23 protein-coding genes are annotated in these 26106 nt (G+C 60.0%); 3 read left to right on the forward strand and 20 right to left on the reverse strand.

Annotation, left to right across the window (positions count from 1 at the left end; all coding sequences use genetic code 11):
• Positions 1 to 162: 162 nt before the first annotated feature.
• From ACP7E0_RS08310 to ACP7E0_RS08320, 3 genes are all read right to left on the reverse strand, one after another.
• A complete protein-coding gene (locus tag ACP7E0_RS08310; RefSeq protein ID WP_426124215.1) occupies positions 163 to 906 on the reverse strand; it encodes a methyltransferase family protein in 744 nt (247 codons plus the stop codon).
• A gap of 11 nt (positions 907 to 917) precedes the next feature.
• Entirely contained in the window at positions 918 to 1679 is a 762-nt protein-coding gene (cmoA, locus tag ACP7E0_RS08315) for a carboxy-S-adenosyl-L-methionine synthase CmoA (protein WP_426124216.1), read from the reverse strand.
• A gap of 158 nt (positions 1680 to 1837) precedes the next feature.
• Positions 1838 to 3175 (reverse strand): aspartate aminotransferase family protein, encoded by a 1338-nt coding sequence (locus ACP7E0_RS08320; protein WP_426124217.1) that lies wholly within the window; start codon positions 3173 to 3175, stop codon positions 1838 to 1840.
• A gap of 144 nt (positions 3176 to 3319) precedes the next feature.
• Here ACP7E0_RS08320 and ACP7E0_RS08325 point away from each other — a divergent pair, with 144 nt between their 5' ends.
• The gene (locus tag ACP7E0_RS08325; protein ID WP_426124218.1) at positions 3320 to 3868 is read left to right on the forward strand and encodes a cupin domain-containing protein; all 549 of its coding nucleotides are present in this window, start codon (positions 3320 to 3322) and stop codon (positions 3866 to 3868) included.
• A 21-nt stretch (positions 3869 to 3889) separates the two neighbouring features.
• Here ACP7E0_RS08325 and ACP7E0_RS08330 read toward each other — a convergent pair whose 3' ends face one another.
• The 13 genes from ACP7E0_RS08330 to ACP7E0_RS08390 form a co-directional block, all read right to left on the reverse strand.
• A complete protein-coding gene (locus tag ACP7E0_RS08330) occupies positions 3890 to 5332 on the reverse strand; it encodes a M20 family metallopeptidase (protein WP_426124219.1) in 1443 nt (480 codons plus the stop codon).
• 119 nt (positions 5333 to 5451) lie between these two features.
• Positions 5452 to 6996 (reverse strand): ABC transporter substrate-binding protein, encoded by a 1545-nt coding sequence (locus ACP7E0_RS08335; RefSeq protein ID WP_426124220.1) that lies wholly within the window; start codon positions 6994 to 6996, stop codon positions 5452 to 5454.
• Positions 6997 to 7020: 24 nt separating this feature from the next.
• The gene (locus ACP7E0_RS08340) at positions 7021 to 7884 is read right to left on the reverse strand and encodes a serine hydrolase (protein WP_426124222.1); all 864 of its coding nucleotides are present in this window, start codon (positions 7882 to 7884) and stop codon (positions 7021 to 7023) included.
• Between the two features lies 1 nt (position 7885).
• On the reverse strand, positions 7886 to 9514 hold the full coding sequence (locus ACP7E0_RS08345) for an ABC transporter ATP-binding protein (RefSeq protein WP_426124223.1): 1629 nt from the start codon (positions 9512 to 9514) through the stop codon (positions 7886 to 7888).
• Complete coding sequence (locus ACP7E0_RS08350) at positions 9511 to 10329, reverse strand: ABC transporter permease (protein ID WP_426124224.1); 819 nt, start codon at positions 10327 to 10329, stop codon at positions 9511 to 9513. The genes ACP7E0_RS08345 and ACP7E0_RS08350 overlap by 4 nt, the downstream gene beginning before the upstream one ends.
• Positions 10326 to 11270, reverse strand: a complete 945-nt coding sequence (locus ACP7E0_RS08355; RefSeq protein ID WP_426124225.1) for an ABC transporter permease — start codon at positions 11268 to 11270, stop codon at positions 10326 to 10328. Before ACP7E0_RS08355 ends, ACP7E0_RS08350 begins: the two co-directional genes overlap by 4 nt.
• A gap of 179 nt (positions 11271 to 11449) precedes the next feature.
• Positions 11450 to 12355 (reverse strand): LysR family transcriptional regulator, encoded by a 906-nt coding sequence (locus ACP7E0_RS08360; protein ID WP_426124530.1) that lies wholly within the window; start codon positions 12353 to 12355, stop codon positions 11450 to 11452.
• A 427-nt stretch (positions 12356 to 12782) separates the two neighbouring features.
• Complete coding sequence (locus ACP7E0_RS08365; RefSeq protein WP_426124226.1) at positions 12783 to 14000, reverse strand: MFS transporter; 1218 nt, start codon at positions 13998 to 14000, stop codon at positions 12783 to 12785.
• Between the two features lie 80 nt (positions 14001 to 14080).
• Positions 14081 to 15517 (reverse strand): M81 family metallopeptidase, encoded by a 1437-nt coding sequence (locus ACP7E0_RS08370; RefSeq protein ID WP_426124228.1) that lies wholly within the window; start codon positions 15515 to 15517, stop codon positions 14081 to 14083.
• Positions 15518 to 15540: 23 nt separating this feature from the next.
• A complete protein-coding gene (locus ACP7E0_RS08375) occupies positions 15541 to 17460 on the reverse strand; it encodes a beta-N-acetylhexosaminidase (protein WP_426124229.1) in 1920 nt (639 codons plus the stop codon).
• Positions 17461 to 17477: 17 nt separating this feature from the next.
• Complete coding sequence (locus ACP7E0_RS08380) at positions 17478 to 18254, reverse strand: SDR family oxidoreductase (protein WP_426124231.1); 777 nt, start codon at positions 18252 to 18254, stop codon at positions 17478 to 17480.
• Positions 18255 to 18281: 27 nt separating this feature from the next.
• On the reverse strand, positions 18282 to 19145 hold the full coding sequence (locus tag ACP7E0_RS08385) for a MurR/RpiR family transcriptional regulator (protein WP_113315937.1): 864 nt from the start codon (positions 19143 to 19145) through the stop codon (positions 18282 to 18284).
• Between the two features lie 122 nt (positions 19146 to 19267).
• Entirely contained in the window at positions 19268 to 19657 is a 390-nt protein-coding gene (locus ACP7E0_RS08390; protein WP_426124233.1) for a RidA family protein, read from the reverse strand.
• Positions 19658 to 19770: 113 nt separating this feature from the next.
• Here ACP7E0_RS08390 and ACP7E0_RS08395 point away from each other — a divergent pair, with 113 nt between their 5' ends.
• Positions 19771 to 20262 (forward strand): hypothetical protein, encoded by a 492-nt coding sequence (locus ACP7E0_RS08395; RefSeq protein WP_426124234.1) that lies wholly within the window; start codon positions 19771 to 19773, stop codon positions 20260 to 20262.
• Positions 20263 to 20285: 23 nt separating this feature from the next.
• Complete coding sequence (locus ACP7E0_RS08400; protein WP_426124235.1) at positions 20286 to 21761, forward strand: M81 family metallopeptidase; 1476 nt, start codon at positions 20286 to 20288, stop codon at positions 21759 to 21761.
• A gap of 108 nt (positions 21762 to 21869) precedes the next feature.
• Here the strand turns inward: ACP7E0_RS08400 and ACP7E0_RS08405 are convergent, their stop codons facing one another.
• The 4 genes from ACP7E0_RS08405 to ACP7E0_RS08420 form a co-directional block, all read right to left on the reverse strand.
• The gene (locus ACP7E0_RS08405; protein WP_426124236.1) at positions 21870 to 23003 is read right to left on the reverse strand and encodes an ABC transporter ATP-binding protein; all 1134 of its coding nucleotides are present in this window, start codon (positions 23001 to 23003) and stop codon (positions 21870 to 21872) included.
• Positions 23004 to 23095: 92 nt separating this feature from the next.
• Positions 23096 to 24325, reverse strand: a complete 1230-nt coding sequence (locus ACP7E0_RS08410; protein WP_426124237.1) for an ABC transporter substrate-binding protein — start codon at positions 24323 to 24325, stop codon at positions 23096 to 23098.
• 36 nt (positions 24326 to 24361) lie between these two features.
• Positions 24362 to 25222: a carbohydrate ABC transporter permease gene (locus ACP7E0_RS08415; protein ID WP_426124238.1), complete on the reverse strand. Its 861-nt coding sequence runs from the start codon at positions 25220 to 25222 to the stop codon at positions 24362 to 24364.
• On the reverse strand, positions 25219 to 26106 hold the full coding sequence (locus ACP7E0_RS08420) for a carbohydrate ABC transporter permease (RefSeq protein WP_426124239.1): 888 nt from the start codon (positions 26104 to 26106) through the stop codon (positions 25219 to 25221). Before ACP7E0_RS08420 ends, ACP7E0_RS08415 begins: the two co-directional genes overlap by 4 nt.

A 26106-nucleotide genomic window follows, 5' to 3' on the forward strand; every position in this document is an offset into this window, starting at 1 on the left:
CAGCGCAGCATTTCCCCAACCAGGGATCGCTGTCTGGCACGTAAAACTGGGGAAGGATGTTAACACGCGGCTAAACAATCCCATTTCAAGGCAATCATTGTGGGACAGGTAATGGACTGTGCCGCAGCAAGATTGACCGTGTGAACGGGCAACCCGCGCTTGTCAGGCGGTATTGTTCTCGTTGAAAATGCCACGCTTCTTCAAACGGCTGACAAGTGCCGTCGCCAAACCCGTCAGCGCGATCAGGACAGCAAGAGTAAGGAGATGACGTATGTCGCTCCCGCCAGGCCCCACTGCGTGCTGATAGATTTGCGCCAGCAGCAACGTGATCAGCGTGGCCGACGCGGTTGAATAGTCCTTTGCAACGACGCGTTTGACGTTGAACGCCATGCCATGCGTTGCCTGCGAAAATTTCCCGAAGCGGGGAATCCAGCGCGGGACATCGGCGCAATAGGCTTTGTACCCTTCGCCGAATTTGCCCTCCAGAAACGCTTCCTCAGCATAGACGATGCACTGGTACATGAAGCAGAACAACAGGATGCCGGCGGTCATCACCACCGGATTACCGTGAAGGAGAAAGACCGCGGTATAGATCAGCACGTTGCCGACATAGAGCGGGTTGCGGCAGATGCTGAACATGCCCTCGGTAACCAAATTCTTGGCATAGACCTTTTTGTTCAGTCCGCCGCGATGGATATAGGCATATCCGATCACCGTTGCGCGAAACAGCAGGCCCAGACCGGCAATCAGCCAGCCGGCAATATTCGCGGCATTCTCAAGCGCAGCGCTGCCGGCTATTTCCTTGGCAGGTGGCGCGGAGAGGAAGAGCGCGATAATGATCAGCGGGAAGACCTGGTTGCGGTACCGGAAGAGGAAGTTTCCGGCGGATATCATCAGGGATGTCATGGGTCTCTCGATTACTTGACTGCGATGATCCCGCAGAAATTGTACCAGCGGAAAAAGATCTCGACGTGCCGGAACCCTGTTTCCTTGAGAAGCATGACGTTTTCTTCCAGACGGTAAGGGATAAGCACGTTTTCCAGCGCTTCACGTTTCTTGGAAATCTCGATGTCCGAATAGCCGTTGCGGCGCTTGAAGTCGTAATAATGCTGGATGAAGAGGCGGTTGAACGTCGTGTCTTCGCTGGTTAGCTTTTCGATCAGGATCAGGCAGCCCTGGTCGTTCAGGCCGGAATAGATCGTCTTCATCATCCGCTCGCGGTAGAGCGGCCGGATGAACTGCAAGGTGAGCAGCATCGTGACGACGCTGGCATTCTCCATGTAGAGGCCTTTGTGCAAATCGGCGGCCTGCAACTCAATCGGCCGTTGTGTACCGGCTTGGGCGATCTTCTCCCGCGCTTTTTCCAGCATATCGGGCGCGTTGTCGACGCCGACGAACGTAACGCTCGGATCGAGGATCGGGTCGAGCATCAGAAGCGTCGTCGCGGTCGAGCAGCCGATATCGTAGAGGCTGGTATTGGGCTTGGCGAAATCCCGCGCCAACTCGCACACCATACGCTGCATTTCTTCGTAATGCGGCACGGAGCGGCTGACCATGTCGTCGAAAACGTCAGCGACCTTTGCATTGAAGGAAAAATCTCCGACCGGCGGTTCATCCTGGCTAAAGACCGTATCTTTTCGCTCCGTCTGGAGGACAATGTTCAAGGCCTTGTTCATCATTCCACTTTCGCTGAGTGCTCCCACCTTGAACCATCAAGGACAGACAAAGCTGACAGAGACCTGAACGTCGTGTTTGTTCGGGACGGAGGAGAAGTGAACTCACAGGCAAATCAGGCAAAGTGCCCGGAAAGGATCCGGGCACCTCAAGCACGTGTGGACTACTGCACTCGCTTCAGGGCATCGCCGAGCATCGAGACGAGATCCTCGATATGGGATTTTTCGGCGATCAACGGCGGCGAGAAGGCGATAATGTCGCCGGTAACGCGGATCAGCAGGCCGCGCTCGAAACAATCGACGAACACATCGTAGGCGCGTGCACCGGGCGCGCCGTCACGGGAGGTAAGCTCGATGCCGGCAATCAGGCCGATCGTGCGGATGTCCGCGACATGGGGAAGCCCCTTCAGCGAATGCATCGCCTCATGCCAATCGTCCTGCAGGTCGGCAGCGCGTGTCAGCAATCCTTCGTCGCGGTAGATCTCGAGTGTCGCGATACCGGCGGCGCAGGCTGCGGGATGGCCGGAATAGGTGTAGCCGTGGAACAGCTCGATCTGGCCTTCCGGTCCATGCATCAGCGCATCGTGGACCTTGCGGCTGGCAAAGACGGCACCCATCGGGATCGCGCCATTGGTCAGGCCCTTCGCTGTTGTAACGAGATCCGGTGTCACGCCGAAATAGTCGGTTGCAAACGGCGCGCCGAGGCGGCCGAAGCCGGTGATGACTTCGTCGAAAATCAACAGAATGCCGTGGGTGGTGCAGATCTTGTGCAGCCGTTCGAGGTAGCCTTTCGGTGGGATCAGCACACCGGTCGAGCCGGCGACGGGTTCGACAATGCAGGCAGCGATAGTTTCGGCGCCATGCAGAGCGACCAGTCTTTCGAGATCGTCGGCAAGTTCGGCGCCGTGTTCCGGCTGGCCTTTGACGAAGGAATTCTTTGCCAGATCATGGGTGTGACGCAGATGGTCCGTGCCGGGGATCAGCGGAAAGACCCGGCGGTTGTTGACGAGACCGCCGACGGAAATGCCGCCGAAGCCGACGCCGTGGTAGCCGCGTTCCCGGCCGATCAGGCGTGTCCGCGTACCCTGCCCGATCGACCGCTGGTAGGCGACGGCAATCTTCAGCGCGGTGTCGACCGACTCCGAGCCGGAGCCGGTGAAGAAGACGCGGTCGAGTTTTTCGTCCGGACCGCCTGGTGCGATCTCGGCCAGCCGCTCGGCAAAATCGAACGCGATCGGATGGCCCATCTGGAAGGATGGCGCGAAATCCAGCGTCAGCAGCTGGCGCTCGACGGCGGATGCGATCTGGCGGCGGCCGTGACCGGCATTGACGCACCACAGGCCTGCTGTCCCGTCGAGAATTTTGCGCCCATCGACGCTGGTATAGTGCATGCCTTCAGCCGAGGCGAGCAGGCGCGGCGCCGCCTTGAATTGCCGGTTGGCGGTAAACGGCATCCAGTAGCTATCGAGTGCCGGGGTGTTTGGTTTGCTGTGATGGTTCATGGCGACCTCCTGTGAGAGAGCGATGACGCCACGATTTCAAATGTCGAAACAAGTCCTTTTCTGGTCATCTGTAAGCTATTGAAAATGCGGAATTCGTATTGTAATAGTTGTGATATTTCGAACATGCGCAACAGAGGATGAGCAATGTCGGTGGATATTGGAAACCGGTTGCGCCATGTGCGCCTGCTCAACAATCTGTCGCAGCGGGAACTGGCCAAGCGGGCGGGCGTGACCAACTCGACGATTTCGCTGATCGAGTCCAACTCCTCCAATCCCTCCGTCGGCGCCTTGAAGCGCATCCTCGATGGCATTCCGATCGGTCTTGCGGAGTTTTTCGCTTTCGAGCCGGACCGTCCGAAGAAGGCTTTCTACCGCGGCGACGAACTGGTGGAAATCGGCAAGGGGCCGATTTCCTACCGGCAGATCGGCGACAATCTGTTCGGGCGCAGCCTGCAGATTTTGAAGGAATGTTATCAGCCGGGCGCGGACACCGGAAAGGTGCCGTTGGTGCATGACGGCGAAGAAGGCGGGATCGTTTTGTCCGGGCGGCTTGAGGTCACCGTCGATAACGAACGCCGGATCCTTGGACCGGGCGACGCCTATTATTTCGAAAGCCGCCGGCCCCACCGGTTCCGTTGCGTCGGTCCGGTGGCGTGCGAAATCATCAGCGCCTGCACGCCGCCGACGTTCTGACCGGCGGGTATGGCGGTTGGGTCAGTGCTGTCCCGGTTTGACGTCAACCGGGATCGGGCAGACATAGGGCTGGCCGTCCATCTTGTCGTTCCACTCGGCCCTTGCCTCGCCACGCAGCTTTTCCGACGTTGCCAGATCAAGGCCGGTGGCCGCCAGAACCTTTGCCGCATGCACCATGGCCTTGTGGGCTGCCGGGCTGCGGCCCTGCGCCACTACTTGCCAGGTGTGGGGATTTGTACCGATGGCCCAGGCGGGCGCCCAGCATTGCGCCGTCGGCGTCACCCGGCTGACATCGCCGACATCGGTCGATCCGGCGCGAAAATGCGACTGGCCTTCGAAGGCGCGTAAGCCCAGATGCAGCGCCGTTGAGCCGTCGATCCTGTCGCTGGAGAAAACATCGCTCTTGATCTGGTACAGGCGAATGCTGCTTTTGACCGCCTCATCGGTAAAGGTCGCCTGGATCTTCTTTGCAAAAGCGATGTCATCAGCATCGAACAGCACGGGACCGAGCGCGACCATATTGTCATGAATGGCATTCTCAAGCGTCAGATTGGGCAGCAGATTGGTCGAGGCCGTATCGAAGATAGTCTCGACCTCGGTTTCCGTCATCGTGGCGGCGCCTTGCGCCACCTTGCCCACCCGCTCGGCAAGGGCCAGCGCCTGCGCCATGTCCGGGGCGCGGATCAGGTAGAGTACTTCGGCCTTGGCCTGCACCACATTGGCTGCCCGGCCGCCGGCGTCGGTGATGGCATAGTGGACACGGCAATCCTGCGGCATGTGCTCGCGCAGGAAGTTGACGCCCACATTCATCAGCTCGAGCGCATCGAGCGCGGAACGGCCAAGATGGGCGCTGTTGGCGGCGTGTGCGGCCACGCCCTTGAACCGGTAAAAGGTTTCGAGCACCGCCAGATTGTTGGTCGAGCGAACGCCGTTGAAGGGTGCAGGGTGCCATGTCAGCGCAGCATCGACATCGTCGAAGGCACCGGCGCGAACCATGAACGTCTTGCCCGAGCCGCCTTCTTCTCCGGGGCAGCCATAATAGCGGACAGTCCCCGGCAGGCCTGCGGCCTTAAGGTGTTTCGCAAGTGAGATCGCTGCGAGCAACGAGCCGGCGCCGAGCAGATTATGACCGCAGCCATGGCCTGTGCCATCCGGCGACACGGCCTGCGGAGTATCGACACCCGCGATCTGGCTCATGCCAGCCAGAGCATCGAATTCGCCGAGAAAGGCGATGACGGGCTTGCCGCTGCCAAATTCGCCGATGAACGCCGTTTCCATATCCGCGACGTTTGTCCGCACGGAAAAGCCGTACTGTCCCAGCGTCTCGATCAGCAGCGCCGAGGAGCGGTGTTCATCGAACTTCAGTTCGGCGAAGTCCCAGATCTCATCGCTGAGCGCCGTAAACTGCGGTGCCATGGCATCGATGGCATTTACCAGAGAAAGCAGGGAAGATTTGTCGGGCATGGCTATCCTCACATCAGCGCAATTTTGGCGCGGGAAATCCTGTCCGGCGGATCGCAATCCGCCGGTTCCGTTCATACAAAAGGAGAAGGTGATGCGCCGCCGGAGCGGCGCGCGGGCGCTTAGTCGTCGACCGAGACTTCCCAGAGGCGGGCGTTGGACTGCCAGACCGGCTGGCCCTTCAGCGCCTTGGTCGCGCCCCAGACATCGACCATATCGTAGAGGAAGATGCCGGGCATTTCCTGCAGCATCAGTTCATGGAACTCGTCGAAGATCGCCTGACGCTTTTTCGGGTCGATCTCGGCATAGGCCGCTTTCATCAGTTCGCGCGCCTTCGGATCGTCCCACATCAAGGACGCGTTCTTGTCCTTGTCGCCGACATAGAAGCTGTACATCAGCGCCGGGTCGAGACGCGGCGTGACGGACTGCGAGATGATCTGATATTTGCCGGAACGGCGGCGATCGACCTGCGTTGCATAATCGAGCACCTCGATCTGCACGTTGAGCCCGATCTGCTGAAGCATCGCCTGCGCCATCACGGCAGCCGGGAAGCTCGGCACGTTGCCGCGCTTGTTGGCGATGATGCTGATCGGCTCGCCCTTGTATCCGGAAGCGTCGAGTTCCTTCTTCGCGGCTTCCAGATCATAGGGTAGACGCTTCTTCTGTACGTCGCTGTAGTAGACGGAATCGGACGAGATCATCGAGCCGTTCGCGTCACCGGTACCGTTCGAGGCAGCGGCCACCAACTGGTCGAGGTCGAGAGCCTGTGCCATGGCGCGGCGGATGGAAGGCTTGCTCAGCACCGGATCGCGCGTCTGGATATAAAACAGGTTCTTGCCGTTGTTGCGGGAAATGATCAGTTGGGTCTTGTCGCTGTCCTTGAATTCCGGGATGAGATCGGGGGAAATTTCGGCCGTGTCCAGCACGCCGGATTGCAGGCCGGCCTTGACCGTCGAGGCATCCGGGATGACCATGAACTTAACGCCATCGACCAGCGGCCGTTTCGATCCGACCACGCCATCGGGCTTGCCATCGTTCTTCGGCGAGACATAGCCGTCGTATTTGGCAAGGTGAACGTATTCGCCCTTCTTCCACTCATCCCACTGGAACGGCCCAGTGCCGATCGGTTTGTCAAACGTACCATCCGCTGCAACCGAATCCGGCGAGATGATGCCGGTGTAGCCGCATTCCGGGCGCGACATCAGGCCGAGGAAAACCGCCGAGGGCGTTTCAAGCGTCATCGTCACGGTCGAGGCGTCCTCGGCCTTGATGCCGGTGACATGGGCAGCGCCATTGCCATCGAAATCCTTGAGGCAGGTCCATTTGGTTGCCGGATCCATGTAGCGGTTCCAGTTCCAGACGACATCTTCGGCCGTCAGGGGCTTGCCGTTGTGAAACTTGACGTCGCCGCGCAGCTTGAAGGTGTAGCTGAGGCCATCCGGCGCCATGTCGACGCTTTCTGCCAGAAGCGACTTGACCTCGCCATTGTTTGCGTAGCCGACGAGACCCTCGACGATATGAAGGATGATGCTGTCGGTATTGCCGTCACGGTTGACGCCGGGATTGTTGCTGCGCAGGTCGGAGCTCTGCGCCACGACGATATCGCGGGCGGCCGCGGTGCCGGCCAGTGCCGCCAGCATGGTGCTGGCCAGGAGAATTGTCTTCATTGTTCTACCCTCTTTTTTGGTTGGTTATGACTGGAATTCGTCCCAGCAGGCGCGCGACAGCCTGCCGATGGTTTCAAGCGACATCGTGTATCCGGGCGTCCCGTCCGGCATTGCCTGCGGCACCTGGTCGGTATAGGCGGCGATGATGTAGAAGGGCGCGCCATCGCGGTAGACCACCCCTGCATCCATGCGGCCGCGCTTGCCGCGTCCACCCTTGCTTGCAACCTTGGTTTCGAATGGCAGGCGCGAATGAATGCCATAGCGCAGGACCTGGCTCTTCAACGTCTGCAGAGCGAATTGGCAAAGCTCTGTCGGGCAACCGAGCTTGGCAGCGGCCGCACTTGAAGTCTGCGCATCGAGAATGGTCTGCAACAGCATGACCTGATCGCTTGCCGTCGTTGTCGTCACCGCGCCGAGCGCATGATCCGGCGACAGCGCCAAAGGCGGAATGAGGAAGCGGTGATGGGTGCCGCTCATGCCGATCAACTTGCAGTAGAGATCGACCTCGTCCAGCGTCAGCCGCTCGAACACCATCTTGGTGCAGACATTGTCGCTCAGCACCATCATGCCGGTGATTGCATCGCGCAGCGAGATGATGATGCCGGGCGTCAGGTAACGGAAGATACCGCTTGCCACCTCTTCGGCAAAGCGCTCCTCGTAGACGATCTGTTCGTTGAGATCGAGGCGGCCTTCGCCAACGGCCTTCAGCGCCGCCATCATGATAGAGGTTTTTCGCGTGCTGGCGGACGGGGTCTCTTCGTCCGCGCGCCGGCCAAACGTTTCGCCGGTCAGGAGATTGCGGACACAGTAGCGGGTGACAAAGGACTGCGCGTCGCAGATCGCCTCCAGCCGGTCGGCTGCCTTGCTCGAAGTCGTCATCGTGTTCATATCAGGCCTCCAGACGCCATTTCAGTTTGACCCCGCCGGTCTCGTTGAGATCGAGCGCGGGGATGGCCGAGAGAAGACGCCGCGTATAGGCCTCCTTCGGCTTGTCGAAGATCGTGTTGCGGTCGCCCTGCTCGATGATGCGGCCGTCCTGCATGACGACGACGCGATCGGCCACCTGTTCGACGACGCCAAGGTCGTGGCTGATGAACAGGCAGGAAAAGCCATAGCGTTTCTGCAGGTCGGAAAAGAGCGCCAGCACCTGAGCCCTGACGGTCACATCGAGTGCGGAGACCGGTTCGTCGGCGATCAGGAAATTCGGCCGCCGGGCAATGGCGCGCGCGATCGCAACGCGCTGGCGCTGGCCGCCGGACAGTTCGTGTGGATAGCGCAGGGCGTATTCGGTACTGAGACCGACTTCCTCCAGCGTTTCATAAGCCCGCTTCTTCTTGGCGGTTCGATCAATTCCGGGCACCAGCCGCAGGGCTTCCTCGACCAGCGAAAGGATCGTCATGCGCGGATCGAGCGACGAATACGGATCCTGGAAGACCATCTGGCAGTTCAACCTATAATCCCGCCAATCCGCCGAGCGTTCACGGCCCTGAAACAGGATGTCGCCCGAGCTCTGGTTGACCAGTCCGGCGATGGTGCGCCCAAGCGTCGTCTTGCCCGAGCCGGAGCCGCCAACCAGTGCCACCACTTCGCCGGCATGGATATCGATGCTGACGCCGTGCAGCGCCCGCTTCGGCGTGCCCTTTTTGAACAACGATTTGCGGCCGGGATAATCGACCACGATGTTGCGCGCCGAAATCATCGGCGCAGACACGGTATCGATAGTGCGGACTTCACCGCGGATCGGCAGCGATGAAAGCAGCTTGCGCGTATAGGGATGCTGCGGCTTTTCGAGGATCTGCTCGGTCGTTCCCTGTTCGACCAGCGCGCCCTTTTCCATCACGACAATCCGGCTGGTATAGCGCGCCACCATCGGCAGATCGTGGCTGATCAGGAGCACGGCCGTGCCTTCCGCCTTGGTCAATTCGACCATCAGTTCCATGACGTCGCGCTGGATGACCGCGTCGAGCGCTGTCGTCGGTTCATCGGCAATCAGCAGCGCCGGCTTCAGGAGCATGACGGAGGCAAGCATGATGCGCTGGCGCATGCCGCCGGAAAATTCGTGCGGATAGGCGGAAAGTGCGCCCTCGGGATCACGGATGCCAACACGCAGGAGCATGGCGAGGATACGCTCGAGCCGCGTGGCGGGCGGCATGTTGGTGTGGAGCGTCAGCCCCTCTTCCAGCTGCCGGCCGATGCTCATCGATGGATTGAGCGAGGTCATCGGCTCCTGGAAGACCAACCCGATTTCCGCGCCGCGCAATTCGCGAAGTCCGGCCTCGCTCATCGACAGGACGTCGCGCCCTTTGAAGGTCACCTGCCCGCCCGTCACTTTGATCGCCGGAGGAAGAAGCGAGATGATCGCGCGCGTCGCCAGTGACTTGCCGGAACCGCTTTCGCCGACGATGCCGAAAATCTCACCCGGCTCGATGTCGAAGCTGACCTTCTTCACCACCTCGACGCCACGCTGGGCGACCTTGAGCGAGAGGTCCCGTACGCTGAGAAGTCTTTCCTGTGTCATTTTAGACCTCGCATGCGGGGATCGAGCTTGTCGCGGAGCGCGTCGCCGAGAAGATTGATGCCAAGCAGCGTCAGCGCGATGCAGAGACCGGGGAAGAGACCGAGCCAGACGGCCTGCTCGATGAATGGCCGGCCAGCGGCCAGCATGTTGCCCCAGGTGGGTGCCGGTGGCGGCACGCCAAGGCCAAGGAAACTCAGGGCACTCTCCGACAGGATCGCCCAGCCGAACATCGACGTCGACAGGACGGTGATCGGCGCCAGGCAATTGGGCAGGATGTGCCGCAGCATCGTGAAGATTTCGCTGTTGCCCATGATCTTCGAGGCTTCGATGAATTCGCGTTCACGCAGGGATAACACGGCGCCACGAACGACACGCGCCATCGACGGCGTGTAGGCAATGCCGAGTGCAAAGATAATGCCGTACTGGTTTGCCCCGAACACGGCGAGCAGCCCGAGCGCTAAGAGAATTCCCGGAAAGGCCAGAAGCGCATTGTTGACCGCCATGATCACCGCATCGACCCAACCACGCGCATAACCACTGACCAGACCGATCAGCGTGCCGGCAATCGCAGCAAGCGAGACCGTGAGGGCCCCGATCCAGACACTGGCGCGGGCGCCGACGATGATGCGGCTCAGCACGTCGCGGCCGAACTCGTCGGTTCCAAGCCAATGCTGCGCACTGGGCGCTGCCAGGCGGGCGGTGAAGCTCAGCTTCATCGGGTCGTACGGCGTCCAGAAGAGACCGAGCACTGCGACAATAAGCAGGAGTGCGATGAGAACGCCGCCGATGAGGCCGTTGAAAGTATAGTTTTTCATTCGGCTACCACGCGCGGATCGAAGAGGGGATAGAGCAGGTCGACGATCAGGTTGACGAGCACGTAGGACAGCGCAACAAACAGCAGGCAGCCCTGGATGACCGGGTAATCGCGCTGGAAGATGGCATCGACCATCAGCCGGCCAAGGCCCGGAATGGTGAAGACCGTTTCGATGACGGCGATGCCGCCCAGCAGATTGCCAAGGATCAGGCCGATCATCGTCCAGGTCGGACCAAAAGCGTTCTTGAAGGCGTGCTTCCAAAGAACAGCACTTTCGGACAGGCCCTTTGCCCGTGCATGGGTTATGTAATCAAGCCTCAGCACTTCCAGCGTCGAGGCGCGTGCCATGCGGATCAGCACGCCCATCTCGTGGATGACCAGCGTCATCACCGGCAGGACCAGATAAAGCAGCCCGCCGACGAGATTGTCGCCGATCGAGACATAGCCGAGCACCGGCAGCCAGCCGAGCTGCAGCCCGAAGAAAAGAAGTAGCAATAGACCGAGCCAGAATGTCGGGATCGACAAAAGCACGGTCGCGGTGCCGACAAGTGCAAGATCGGTCAGGCTGTTTTGCCGCCAGGCGGCGATGACGCCGGCCGGAACGGCGATCAGGCTGGCCAGCAGTACGGCGACAAGCACGATCTGGGCACTGACGGCAAAATGCGACACGACGAGCTGCCGAACCGGCTCGCCGCTGGCGATCGACCGGCCGAAATCACCGGTCAGCACATTGCCGCCCCAGATCAGGAATTGCTCAGGCATCGACTTGTCGAGGCTGAGCTCGGAGCGCATTTCGGCGATCTGCTCAGGCTGCGCCATATCGCCGAGCATCAATGCTGCCGGGTCACCGGGAATGAAGCGGATCAGCGCGAACACGGTGATGGAGACGATCACCACGGTCGGCAACGCCATGAACAGGCGGTTTAGAATAAATCGGAGCATCGGTTCCCCTGAACACGATTTGGATGCGGGATCGCTGCCGTTGACCGGCTTGTTTGTGATCGAACTATGATGGTTTTGCCAAATATGCGCAATATTATGCTATTTTGTCATAGCCCTATGCAGTTGCGGTGCCGTCCGCTCTGCGCCTGATATCCGGAAAGCGCAACGGGCAAACCCAGTTAGCGCAGTGCCTGCGACAGCGCGATTTGACGCTTGAGCGCATCCATTAAAGCTTGGGCCGCGAGCGACGGCGGAACGCCTGCAGGCTTGGCAAGTCCAAATTCCTGCGTGGAAACAGGAATGAACGGGCGCTGGACGATTCGAAGGTGCCGGTAGAGATTGGCGTAAAAGCTGCTGATGATGCCGATGCCCAGACCGTGGGCGGCATAGGCGCAGGCCGAACTATTGGTATGAGTTTCGATCTTGACGTTCTGCTTCACGCCCGCCCGCTTGAACGTCTGGTCGAGCAGCATGAGTGTCGGCCGCTGCCGACCGATCAGGATCAGCGGAATGTCGCGCAGGTCCTTCGGGGTAATTTGCTTGAGTTCCGCCATTGGGTGGTTTTCCGGAATGACGCAGACACTGACGCCGCTTGCCACCGGTTCCATCTCGATGGCCGGCCCCACCTCGCCCTCGTAGCGCAGAAAGCCGAAATCGATCACTCGTTGTTCGACCAGCCGCGTGATCGCGGTCGTTGTTTCGAAGAAAGTCTCGATGCGAACACTGGGGAATTCCCGGGCGTAATCCATCAGCATCGCCGGGGCGAAATCCTCCCACATGCTGCTTGGCAGTCCGATGCGGACGACCTCGGGACCTGTTGCACCACTGCGCAAGTCTTCGGCCAGACCGGAAAACCGGTTCAGCCCCAACAGGATGTTCTCGGCGTCACGGGCAAGAATGGTCGCCTCCGGTGTCGGTATCAGCCGCCCCTTGTCGCGAGCGAAGAGATTGAGAGACAGATCGGATTCCAGCTGCGCAAGCAGTCGGCTGACACCGGACTGGCTCAACCCCATGCTTTTCGCCGTCGCGATCGTCGATCCCGTCGCGAGCAGGGTCTTGAGAACTTCCAACTGCCGAAAATTGATCATCACCACGCCTCTTCATCACGAAATCAGAATTGTCATGCAGATGGGTAGCGCCTGGGCGCGACGAAAGCAAAAGGCATCCCAGTTTCACCCATGGCGCCTATTGGAACGATGCGCTGGCCCTAGGTGACCGGCACGCTTTCCTACAAATTCGGCTATCAAAGTGCCACCCAGATCGGCAGTTTCCGCAGCCAGACCATCACCACGAAGCTGCTCACGCTGCTGATCACTCGGCGGCAATGTGGGCGCCGCGGCACGCGTTCCAGCTTGTCCGCCGCGATGGCAGCAAGGTGTCGGAACCGCTGGTGCTGGATGACAATGTGCCTGACTTATAAGTACGGAAATTCCCGGCACCTGCGAACTCCAAGCCGCTGCGCGTTCGCGGCCGGTGATTGAGTGACGGGAGGCGGCACCGTCGCTTCCCGTCTCACCTTGGATCGGGGCGTGCGCCCCGCCCGCTACTATCGAGATAGAGCAACAGACCAAGACCAATCGTTCCGGCGAGCGCACCGAGCATCGACGTGCCCGAATAATCGCTATAGCGGGTACCGATTGCGAAAAGGATGGCGCTCAGCCCACCGCTCAGAAACAGGTTCACCGAGATGAGCGAACTGCCGAGACCCGGGCGGTCGGCGATGAGGTCCTGGATATAGGTGATCGGGATACTGATGAGCGCGGCTGCGGCAAAGGCGCTGAGAAGCGTCAGTGCATAGACATGCCAGGGGGCGGAGGCGAGACCTAGGAACGTGAGATAGACCGTATAAAGCCCCGCGCCGATTGCAAGCGCCGTTACCGCATGCACGTGAACCTGGATGCGGGCCCAGACGAAGATGAATACAACCTCGAGAAACGCGACAATGCCGACGACCACGCCGATGTCCGTCACGGTTCCGCCAGCGGCACCTGTAATGATCAGCGGCTGGACCGCCGCGTTGACATGAAGCGTCGAGGTGATCAGCGAGATCGCCATCAAGCGGACGAAGACAGCTGGCGCGAGAACTTCGCCGAAGGACGCAAGGTATGAATGGCGGTGACTTTTTGTCGGTGGCGGACCATTCGCCGCCGGCAACTTGAAGAAGACCAGTGTCAGATTGACGATGCAGCCGAGACAGGCAAGCAGATAGGCCGGCAGCATGCTGCCGCGCCCGACCAGTACCAGAGCCACAAGTCCCGGCACCAGAACCCAGGACACCGAAATCGCCGCGCGCACGCCGGAATTGATCGCCGCCGCGTCGCGCCCACCCTCGGCATTGGCGATGGCGCGGACGTTGGCGAACAGCAGCGATGTCATCGAATTATAGACCGGCAGCATGACCAGCGTGCAGAAGACGAAGCTGGCCGGAACCGGGACGGCATAAACGAGACCGTAACCGAATACCCCGAACGACATGACGGTCATTAGGAGGATCCGGTAATTGCCGATCCGGTCGGCGAGAACTCCGACCCAGAGGCTGACGATGACGTTGACGGCCGCCGCCGCAAAAATCAGGATCGAATAGAAGCCATTGCTCAATCCGAGCTCGGTGATGCCGATCACCGATTGGTAGGGCGCTGTCGCAGCCCCGGTGAAGCCGAACATAAAGATCGCGATCATGCTCAGCCGGACCACGGGGTGGCGGAAGGCGATCGACAGCGTTGACGTCATGATGAGAACACCGGAAATGAGGTTAAAGGCTGCCCGGAAATCCGGACAGAAATGCGCGCACCGGGCGCACTAAGCTGGCGTCACTCCCGCCAGCGCACCGAGAATGCCGCTGCGGGCGCATAGTCGAAATCGCGGTCGAAGGGAAAGACCGGCCTGGCCCTGCGACGGCTCGCCAGATTGGCGATATCCTGATTGACGACGCCGCCCGTCAACGCCATCAGGTTGGGATTGGCGATCGGCGCCAGTTCCGGCGATAGATAGCCGGACTTGACCACCAGCAACCGTACGGCCTTTGGATCAAGCCCCAACCGCCGAAAATCCTCGATATTGTGATAGGGGCGCCGGCGCGCGGCCAGCACGATCGTAACTCCATCAACTTCGACGACGGCCTGACGATCCGCTGCCGCACCGCTGTCGTCCAGACGCAGGACCTTCGCGGTCACCTCCGCCGGAACGCTGGCCGGATCGAGACTGCCGCCGATCCGCAGGGAGAGCGAGGTGCCCTCCCGAGCGGCGAAACAGGCCTCGACAGCCGGACGGTCGGTGATCCCGGCGAGCAGCGCGCCATGCCAGTTGCGGGCGATCAGCGCACGCAAAACATCGGCGCGGTCGCCAACCCCGCCACCGGTCGGATTGTCGGCGGAATCGGCAAGGATGACCGGGGATGTCGTGGCAGAAGCAGCAATATCGAGCATCTCCTCCAGCGGTCCCGTGACCGGCCCGAAGCCGAAATTTTCACGCGCGTTCCAGTATTGTTGCGCAATTTCCTCGGCGGCCCTCGATGCCGCTTGCCTATCGGTGCCGGTCACGACGGCACAGGCGGTTGCCCGCGGCTCGTCGGCCCAGACATAGCCGATCATCAGGTTGGCATCGAGAACGCCCGGCTGCACATCGAATGCGGGAAGGCCGAGATAGATCGACTTGGCCGGTTCATCCTCCGTCGAGGTACATTCGCCGGGCAAAAGCAGCGGCACCTTGGCCCAGGCTACGCCCGGGCGAATGCCCGTGCGCAGCGTCTCCACCAGCATGGACCAAGCCCGCACCATGGTTTCGCGCACATCGATATGCGGCGCGGTGCGATAGGCGGCGAAGATATCGAGCTGATCGATGATCCTCTGGCTGACATTGCCATGAAGATCGTAGCTCGCCGCAATCGGGCAAGCCGGCCCGACGACCGCGCGGGCGGCGGAAATCCAATCGCCCTCGGCGTCGTCCATGCCCTCGACATTGATGGCGCCATGCATGGCCAGATAAACCCCGTCGATCGGCAATGCCGCCTGCAGTCTTTCAAGGAACTCCGCCTTGAACAACTCATAGGCAGCACGCGAAACCGGACCGCCCGGCACGGCGCGGGCATGCAGCAACGGCACATGTTCTATCCCGGCGGCAGCGAGGAAATTGAAATACTCAGCGCCGAGCAGTTCGGCATCGCGCAACACGCGAAAATCCTCGGCAGTCATCAGGACCGGCGAATAGGTGCTGCATTCAGTATGGATACCACCGACGGCGATGCGCATTGTTTTCCCCATGATATCAGCTGTTACAGCTTCGGACTGAGCGGGACGATGGCCGCGAAACGGAGCCAGTTTTTTTGACTTTTCGGCGTCCATGCAGCTTCGGCGATCGCCGGAAGACGCGGGAAGACCAGGCGGTTGAAATAACCACGCGACAGGTAATGCTCGCACCAGATGCAGGCCTGCACGCCCTTCATCCGGTCTTTCAGTTCTTCCGGGAAATCACCTTCCGCCTCATAGCCATAGGCGTGGGCCGGCGGCACGGTACCGGCCCAGCTGGCGCCAGGCTCTTGCCATTCCTCACCCTGCACCATGTCGAGATAGTAGGCCTGTCCCGGCGTCATCACCACGTCGTAGCCTTCGCGAGCAAGCTCGATGCCGACTTCGGGCTTTTCCCAGGCCATCAGCAGGGTTTCCACTGTATCGACACCGCCGCCGTGGGCGACCTCGTTCCAGCCGGCAAGTTTCTTGCCGCGCTTGGTCAGCATCTCCTTGACCTGTTTCAGGAAATAGGACTGCAGAGCGAACGTGCCTTCAATGCCTTCTTTTTCCATCAGCCTGCGGGCCAGCGGCGAGGCAAGCCAGGCCCCATTCGCCACTTCATCCCCGCCGATATGGATGTAGGCTGATGGGAAAAGCTCGATCATCTCATCGAAGACCTTTCCAAGGAACTCATAGGTGAACGCCACGGCCGGGTTGAGGGCGTTGTTCGGATAGCCCTGCACGGAATGATAGCTTTCCGGCGCTTCCTGGCCATCGGACAGGTCGAGCAGCGCAACCAGTGTTGCCGAGTTGTGGCCGGGAACATCGATCTCCGGAATGATCTCGACATTCAGCGTCTGCGCGTGCGCGACCAGCGTACGAACGTCATCCTGGCTATAGAACCCGCCGACCGGCTCCGCCCCATTGCCGAGTTGCGGCAGGAGCGGACCATCCGGGTTGCGGACAACGCCGACCGTGGTCAGTTCCGGATAGGCCTTGATCTCCAGCCGCCAGGCTTCATCATCGGTCAGGTGCCAGTGGAAGATATTGAGCTTTAACCAGGCGAGGATATCGATGAGCCGCGCCACATCGGCAACCGGATAGAACTGGCGGGAAACGTCAAGATGGCAGCCGCGCCAGCCGTAGCGCGGCTGATCCGAAATCGTGCCGGAGACCGGAAAGCGGAATTTCCCTGGCTCGCGGCGGGCGCCGTTCAGGAGCTGCGCCAGCGACGTCAAGCCGTATTGCCGGCCGGCGGCTCCGCCATAGTTGAGCGTGACGGCCTCTGGCGAAAAGGCCAGCGCATAGCCTTCCGCTGCCACCGACGCATCTTGCTTCAGATGTAGAACCCTGCCCTGGCCGTTCCCCGCCAGGCTGAGTGGCGCGTGGTCCGCTTCGAACAGGCGGCGGAACAAACCGATCACCGTATCGATCGCCTTGAGGTCCTCCGTCGAGGCGCCGGGCGCGGGATAGAGACAAACCGGGAAACCATCGCCAGGCTCCACATCGATCTGGCGCGGCCAGGGCTGCAGAGCAAACGGCAGATCGAGTTTGCCCTCCGGCAACAGCACCGGCGGCGGCTCACTGGTCCGGCCCTCCAGCAAAAGGTCGGAGACCGCGACCGGCACATGGCATCCATCGGCGAGCGTCAGATAGGCGGATTTCGCTCCATCGGTACAGTGCACGGCCTTGCGATGCAGGCCGCTGACGGTGAAGGTCCAGGATGCGCCGGGGGCAAGCACAAAACCTGCCGGGGGTGCAAATTCGTGATAGTTGGCGTTGCGCTTGACGAAGACAGCGTTCTCGCAGGCCGTCTTGTCGATCACCCGCGTTAACGACGTGTAGACGACGGTAAAGCCTTCAATGGCTTCGTTCGACAGGTTGAACAGGCTGAAAACGAAGCGGCCGTGCGGACCGCCCTGCGGATGCCACGCGCTTTCGAGACGATAGGACGCCGATTGCATGTCCATTCCTTTGATGTCTAATAGTTTTCGGATTGGGAAAAGGTGCGGGCAAGCTCGGCCTGTCCTGCCGTCAGACCGCAGTCGACCGGCAGGCAAACACCGGTGATGGCCGAGGCCAGCGGGCTTGCCAGAAAACCAACGGCATTGGCCACATCGTCTGGATTGGCGATCCGCTGCAGCGGATACCAGCGGCGCACGTCTTCGAACACATTCGGATTGGCGGCGGCCCGGACTTCCCACGCCTGCGTCCGCACGGTACCGGGCGAGACCGCATTGGCACGAATACCGTACTTGCCGTATTCAACGGCGATCAGCTTCGTCAGGTGCAGGAGACCGGCCTTGGCGGCGCTGTAGGCGGGATGACCGAAGACATTGGTGCCGTTGACCGAGGCGATGTTGATCACCGAGCCCTGGCTTTGTTTCAACGCATCCTCGACGGCGCGAAAGCAGAGGAAGGCAGCCTCCAGGTTCAAGGCATTGTCCATGCGCCAGATTTCCGGCGTCGTGTCGTGCAGGCTGACGGCGCGCGCCGCACCGGCATTGTTGACCAGCGTCCGAACCTGACCGAGTTCCGCCGCCCGGGCGGCCATCGCAGAGACACTTGCCACATCAGTGATATCGCAGGCCAGGGCAACGAACTTATCGGGATTGCCAAGGCACGCGGCGGCTTTTTCAACCGCTTCACCATCCAGATCCGGCATCAGCACGACATCATGGTCTTCGCCAAGGCGGCGGGTGATGGCCTGGCCGATGTCGCCTGCGGCGCCCGTTACGATTGCGACCGATGAAGTCATGACGGGTCCCTTATGAGCATGGTGAAATCAATCCCCGAGAAGCTGGCGGTCGTCGCCGTCGCGATGGGCGACAAGCTGTTGCTTGATGCGCCGCAACGTCACGGTTGCCTGGGGTTGGATGTGGTAGGCAACGAGACTGGCAAGGATATCGAGGACTGCAAGATAGGCGATGCGGGTCGATGTCGGGCGATAGATGTTGGTCCCTTCCGGCAAATCGACAGGCACCGTGATATCGGCGGCGCGGGCAACCGGGCTGCCGCTCTGCGTCAGTGCGATGGTTGTCACTTTCTGGTCGCGGGCGAGCGTGAAGGATCGGACCAGTTCGGCGTTGCGCCCGGAGAACGACGACCCGATGACAACGTCGCCCGGCCGGGCGGCAGCCGCCATCATCATCTGCATGCTGTGATCGGAGCTTGCGGTAATGCGCAGCCCCAGGCGAAACAGGCGGTTCTGCAATTCGCTGGCGATCATCGAGGAATTGCCGCCGGAGCCGAACGCATAGATCATATTGGCGCCGGCCAGCTTTTCGGTCGCCTGTTCGATCGCGGCGAGATCGAGGCTGCGGTGCAGCATGAACAGCGCATTCTGTGCCTTGGAGACGATATCCTGCGCCACATCGGCTGGTTCCCGGCTCTTCGGCTCGGGCTTGAGGTAGCGCATGCCGACATAGGCCGTGCGCGCCAGCTGCACCTTGAAGTCGGAAAAGCTGTCGCAGCCGAGCCGGCGACAGAAGCGTGTGACGGTCGGGGGGGAAACATCGGCCTTGCCGGCGAGCTCGATAATCGAGGCATTCACCGCAAATTCGAAATCAGTCAGTAATATTTCAGCGATGCGGCTTTCGGCCGGAGAAAGCCGTCCCTTTTCTTCCTGAAGTGTCGAGAAAATATCCATCAGAGAGCACCTTCAATGAAATCGCCAGGCCGCCTCAAGGAGGCTTCCTGAAACCGCGGCAAGGCTGCGATCTGGCATACGATTCTCACGTGCTGTCCACCCGTTTCCGTATCGTCTGACCCTTAGAACGTCTTTTCCTTATAGGCGACGCAGTCGATCTCGACCTTGCAATCGACCATCATCGACGCCTGGACGCAGGCCCGCGCCGGTGGATGTTCACCAAAATAGTCCTGATAGATCTTGTTGAAGGTCCAGAAATCGCGCGGATCATCCAGCCAAACACCGACACGCACGATGTGCTCAGGTCTGTAATTGGCCTCCTTCAGGATAGCCAGCAGATTGGCGATGGTCTTGTGTGTCTGCGGAATGATGCCGCCTTCGATGATTTCGCTATTTTCCATTGCAACCTGGCCGGACACATAAAGCCAGCCATTCGCCTCTACCGCGCGCGCAAACGGCAGCGCTTTGCCGCCTGCACCCACTTGTACGGTGCCATAACGTGTAATGGACATATGTCCGTCCTTGCAAATTATTTTCTTGCTCCGTTGACAAATGACCATAGAAAGCGGAATTTGACCAGAGAAAAACGCCATTTATGAAAAGAATTTCAATACACGGAGCATTCGTGCGCGATCCCTTCCGCAATCCTTTCCCTTCTTCCGATGCCGCCCGTCACGCGATCTGGCAGATGCTGGTCGAGCGTGACATTGATGCCTTTCTAGCCGCCGACTGGTCGAAGGTCGCCGGTGATTTTGTCGAGGAAGGCTTCATCGGTATCGACGCCAAGCGGGAAACAAGCCCCGACAAGTGGCGCCTTGCCTTTCCTTGCCTGACGGCCTATCGCGACGAGTGGCTGCGCCAAGCTGAGGATTTTGCCCAGCAGTCGTTTGCCGACGATACACGCAATGCCATTTTCACCACCACGACACTCGAAGACATCGAGATCGAAGGCGACATGGCCCTTGTCCGCAAGAGGTTTGACGGCAGCCTGAAAAAGTCGGACGGCAGCGTCGATAGTCTCAAGTGGCAGACGCTCTATTACTGCCGTCTTCATCAGGGGCGCTGGAAAATCTGCGGCTTCACGGGATATCTACCCAATCCGATGGGCGCGGCCTGAGCGGCGAGAACGAGGCAAAGGCATTGCGCATTTTCACCGCCGTCCTGGCGACCGAGACCAACACTTTCTCACCGATCTGCGTTGATCGCCGCGCCTTCGAGGCGTCGCTTTATGCCCCGCCAGGCGAGCATCCGGAAACACCGACGCTCTGTTCAGCGCCGATTACGGTCGGCCGCCGGCTTGCTGTGGAAAAGGGCTTCGAGCTGATCGAGGGCACGGCTACCTGGGCCGATCCGGCCGGTCTCGTCAATCGCCTGACTTATGAGGGATTGCGCGACGAAATCCTCGACCAGCTGCGGGCAGCGCTGCCGGTGGACGCCGTGGTTCTCGGTCTTCATGGCGCCATGGTTGCCGATGGCTATGAGGATACCGAGGGCGATTTCCTGACGCGTGTCCGCACCGTTGTCGGCCCCGACATCCTTGTCTGTGCTGAACTCGACCCGCACAGCCACCTGACGGCCAAGCGGCGGGCGGCGGCGGATTTCTTCGTCTACTTCAAGGAATTTCCGCATACGGACTTCGTCGATCGTGCCGAGGATCTGTGGCGCATCGCGCTCGAGACGCTGGCTGGGCGCATCAAACCCGTCATGGCGGTGTTCGATTGCCGGATGATTGATGTTTATCCGACCTCGCGCGATCCGATGCGTTCGTTCGTCGACAAGATCATACGGATCGAAGCGGAAGACCCGGACATCCTGTCCATTTCTGTCATCCACGGCTTCATGGCCGGAGATGTCCCGGAAATGGGAACCAAGGTGCTCGTCGTCACCGATGGCAAGCCGGAAAAGGGCGATGCGCTTTCGCGCGAACTCGGCCTCGAACTCTTTTCCAGGCGTGGCACGTTCATCATGCCGCAGATTGATGAAAAGCAAGCCGTTTCCCAGGCGCTCGCCGCAGCCGACGGCCCCGTGGTGATCGCCGACGTCTGGGACAATCCCGGCGGCGGCACGGCGGGTGATGCGACGGTTCTGTTGGCCGAGCTTCTGGCACAGGGTGCCAAGGATACGGCTGTCGGGACGATCTGGGACCCGATGGCAGTGCAGATCTGCGTGGCCGCCGGCGAAGGCGCCGAGATCCAACTGCGTTTCGGCGCAAAATCGGCACCGGGAACCGGCAATCCGATCGACGGCATCGTCAAGGTCGTCAAGCTGGTGCGCAACGCGGAAATGCGCTTCGGTGAAAGCTATGCGCCCTTCGGCGACGCCGCGCATATCCGTTTCGATGGCATAGACATCATCCTCAACTCTACCCGGGCGCAGAGCTTCGACCCTAGTCTGTTCTCGGTGATGGGCATCGACCCAACATCGAAGAAGATACTGGTCATCAAGTCGACCAATCACTTCTACGCATCCTTCGCGGTGATCGCGGCGGAAATCCTCTATTGCTCGGCCGGTACACCTTATCCGAACAACCCGGCCCGCACGCCGTACCGCCGGGCACCGCGTGATATCTGGCCGATGGTGGACAATCCGCATGGGTTGGACACAGGAGCGGCTTGAGTTTGCTGATTCAAGTCCTGCGGCTAGCATGACCGACAGGATAAACAAAAGGGACGCATTTTCAGCGTCCCTTTTGCATTCAACGAAGCCTGGCGGATCGTCGCGACGTCAGCCGCCGGCGATTTTCAAGAGGCCGACATCGATATCGGTCAGTGCGACCCGTCGCTCAAGCGCGATGCCGGAAGCATCGAACAGATGGCAATCAGCGGCACCGATGCCGATGGGAACCGTCTCGTCGGTCCGGATCGGCGCGCTGCCGGGCAGCATCGCGCAGAAATTCTCGCTTTCGCCGTCAAGCGAAGCATAGGCGACAGTCTGGGCGCCAAGTCTCTCGATCACTGATGGTGTCAGGTTCATCGACAGATCAGCCTTGCCGAACTGGATATGCTCGGGACGAATACCGAGGGTCAGTGGCTGACCGAGCAGATCGGCCCGGCCGGTGACAGGGATTGTCGCCGACTGCCCCTTGAATCCGATCTCGACGCCGGCATCGCTGACTGCCTTGCAGGTGACGGGCAGCATGTTCATGCGTGGATTGCCGATGAAACCTGCAACGAACATGTTGGCCGGTTTGTGATAGAGTTCGAGCGGCGCTCCTGTTTGAGAAATCTCACCGGCATTGAGCACAACGATCCGGTCCGCCATCGTCATCGCCTCGACCTGGTCGTGCGTGACGTAGATCATCGTCGCCTTCAGCTGCTTGTGCAGTTTCGCCAGTTCGATGCGCATATCGGCGCGCAGCGCCGCATCAAGGTTGGACAGCGGTTCGTCGAATAGAAAAATCTTCGGCTCGCGCACGATCGCCCGGCCGATAGCGACGCGCTGGCGCTGGCCGCCGGACAGCATTCCGGGTTTTTGCTGGAGGCGCTGGTCGAGATGAAGAATGCGCGCCGCATTCTCGACTTTCGCCTTCAGCTTGTCTTCCTGCATCTTTTCGACGCGCAGCGGAAAGGCGATGTTCTCGAACACAGTCATATGTGGATAGAGCGCATAGCTCTGGAATACCATGGCGATGCCACGCTTGACGGGCGGCAGGTCGTTGACACGTTTGCCGTCAATCATGATGTCGCCCGTACTGGTCTCGTCGAGACCGGCGATCATGCGCAGCAATGTCGACTTGCCACATCCGGACGGGCCGACGAAAACGACGAACTCGCCGTTGCGGACCTCCAGTTCGATGCCTTTCAGCACTTCGAACGTCCCGTAGAATTTCTGAACCTTGTTGAGATTGAGCTGTCCCAAGAAACTGTCTCCGGCCGCCGGCGAAAAGCGACCCGTTCGTAGCAGGAAAGGAGTGGACCGCGAACCAGCGACCGGTTCGCGGTCCGATGGTCTTACTTGTACTGCTCGAGGTCGGCAGCAGCCTTCTTCAGGGCATCCGCGGGTTCGGCCTTGTCCGTGACGACGGCCTGGACCATTTCGATGATGACGTTCTGGAAGCCCTTATAGTCGGTGAAGAGCGGCTCGGGGCCACCATAGGTGATGCCATCGATGAATGGCTTCCAGTAGAGGTCCTTCTTGACGAACTCATCGACCAGCGGCGATGGGCGCAGCGGTGTCAAGCCAGCGGCGCCCTGCAACTCATACTCGCCCTGCGGTCCTGGCGACGTAATGAACTTTGCAAATTCGATTGCCTTCTCCTCGACGCCGGAGCCCTTGAAGATCGCCAGGCTGTCGGTGATCAGCAGAGTGCCTTCGCCCTTGGCAGACGGGCCGAGCGGCAGCGGGGCAACGCCCCAGTTGACCTTGGTTTCCTTGAGACGAACGGCGGCACCCGAACCGGACTGGAGCATGCCGACCTTGCCATCAAGGAAGATGGCGCGCATTTCGTTTTGCTCGTAAGCTGTCGCACCTTCGACCGAATAAGGCGTGATGTCCTTGTAGGCCTGAAGGGCTGCGAGAACCTCCGGGCTGTCCATGACGATCTTGTCGCCGTCGATGACCTTGCCATTATTGGTGTAAACCCAATGCATGAACTGGTGCATGGTGTTGTCGAAGGTCTTGGCAGGCAGACCGTAACCCGCGATACCGGTCTTTTCCTTGATCTGCTTGGCGAAGGCGATTTCTTCGGCCCAGGTCTTCGGCGGCGTTTCAGGATCAAGGCCTGCCTGCTTGAACAGGTCCTTGTTCCAGTAAAGCGCCTTGGTCGAAAATGCGATGGGAACGCCCCACTGATTATCGTCGAACGTGACCGTATCGGTGATGTTTGGATAGTAGCTCTTCTTCTCGTCTTCCGTCATCGGCACCGGAACGATGAGATCGTTCTGGGCGAATTCCTTGAGCGTGCGCGAGCCAACATAGGCCATGGCGACCGGCGTGCCGGCAACAGCGAGTGTCGTTGCCTTATCCTGGCACTGCGCCCAGCCGACAACCTCGGGGGTAACCTTCCAGCCCGGGTTCTTTTCTTCCCATTGCTTGATGTATTTCTCGTGAACCTGGTCCATCACGTCGCCGCAATAGATCCAGCTGATCTCCTGGTCGGCCGCCTTGGCGTTCATGGCGCTAAGCGCGGTTGAGCCGAGCAGGGCGAGGGCAAGTAACCCCGTCTTGAGTTGAATTGACACGTTTGAAGCTCCCGTTTCTCTGGTGGTTGATTGCTTTTATTGTTTCACCGCGCCAGCGGTCAGCCCGCTGACGAGATAGCGCTGTAGGAAGAAGATCACGATGATGGCCGGGGTGATGCCGACGAAACTCGCCGCCATCAACTCGTTCCAGATCACTTCCTGCCGGCCGAAATAGGCAAACAGCCCAACCGGCAGCGGCATGTATTCGGTCTTCGAGTTGAAGGTCAGCGCGAAGATGAATTGCTGAGCGTAGGATCCGATGAAGGTCGTGATTGCTACGACGGTGATGCCGGGCATGGCGATGGGGAGGATGACCCGGCGAAGCGTATAGAAATGGCTGGCACCATCGACGAAGGCCGCTTCGTCCAGCTCGCGTGGGATGCGCATCATATAGGTGCGCAAGAGCCAGATTGCCGACGGAATGAGGAATGCAACCCCCGGCACGATCATGGCGAAATAGGTGTTCAGCACACCGAATGTGCGCATCAGGCGAAACAGCGGAATGAGCAGGACTGCGCCCGAGAACATTGTCACCGCGAGAAACGCGCCAAGCAGAAGTCCACTACCGCGAAATTTGAACCGGGCGAAGGCGTAGGACGCCGGTACGACCAGGATCAGCACGATTGCGGTGACGATGATCGAGATGAAGAACGAGTTGAAGATATAGCGGGCAAAACCAGGCACGCTCACCCACATCGTCCGGTAGGCGGTAAACGACCCGTTTTCGGGCCAGAACTTATAGGGCGAGGAAAACAGCAGTCCGAGCGGCTTCAGCGAGACGAGAAAACCTTCGACGAACGGCGCCAGGATGAACGTCAGGAAGACGAAGATTCCGGCATAGATGCTGATCAGCTCATACCAACGGTAGCGGTTGATCATCGCGGGTTGCGTGCTCATCGGTTGGTTTCTCCCGCAGAAAGCCGGCTGGTCACCCGGAAATAGGCAAAGCAGAAAATCGACAGGAAAATGCAGATCAGAACTGCCCGGGCGGCACCCTCGCCGTATTTCTTCGAACCGATTGCCGTACGGTAGGTGTCGATGATCATCGTCGTCGTTTCACCGTTCGGCCCGCCCTGAGTCAGGATCCAGATGATATCAAACGAATTGAACGTCGAGATCAGCGACAACATCGACATGGTGATCATTGACGGAATCAGCAGCGGCAGGGTGATGCGGCGGAAGCGGTAGAAGCGCCCTGCCCCGTCGGTCCAAGCAGCCTCGTAAAGGTCCTGCGGCACGGCCTGCATCGCCGCCAGCATATAGAGTGTCACCATAGGCACCCCGATCCAGACGTCGGTAATGATCGTCGCCCAGAAAGCAGTCGAGCCGCGGGCAAGGAATGCGATGGGGCCATCGATGATACCCCAGTTCTGCAGGACGCCGGAAATCATGCCGAACTGGCCGTTATACATCCAGCCCCACATGAAGATGCCGATAGCCATCGGCACGATCCACGGTGGCATGGTCAAGACGCGAAACAGCGCCCGGCCGGGAACCGCCGCATTCAGCATGCAGGCACCGAAGACGCCGATGATCATCTTGATCGCCACCGAGAAGAAGGTCCACACGAACGTGCGGATGATGACCTCGGCAAAGGTCGTGTTGAAAATCTTCTCGTAGTTGATCCAGCCAACCCAGTTGGTCGTCTTCTTCAACGAGGCGTCGGTGAATGACAGGATGAACGTGTCCAGAAGCGGATAGGCAACGATCACGACGACATAGAGAACGGCTGGCAGCAGAAGCATCCAGGCGAAGATGAGAGTGCTACGCTGAACGTTCAT

Origin of the sequence: Pararhizobium sp. PWRC1-1, assembly GCF_049897905.1 — a bacterium.
GTDB lineage: Bacteria > Pseudomonadota > Alphaproteobacteria > Rhizobiales > Rhizobiaceae > Pararhizobium.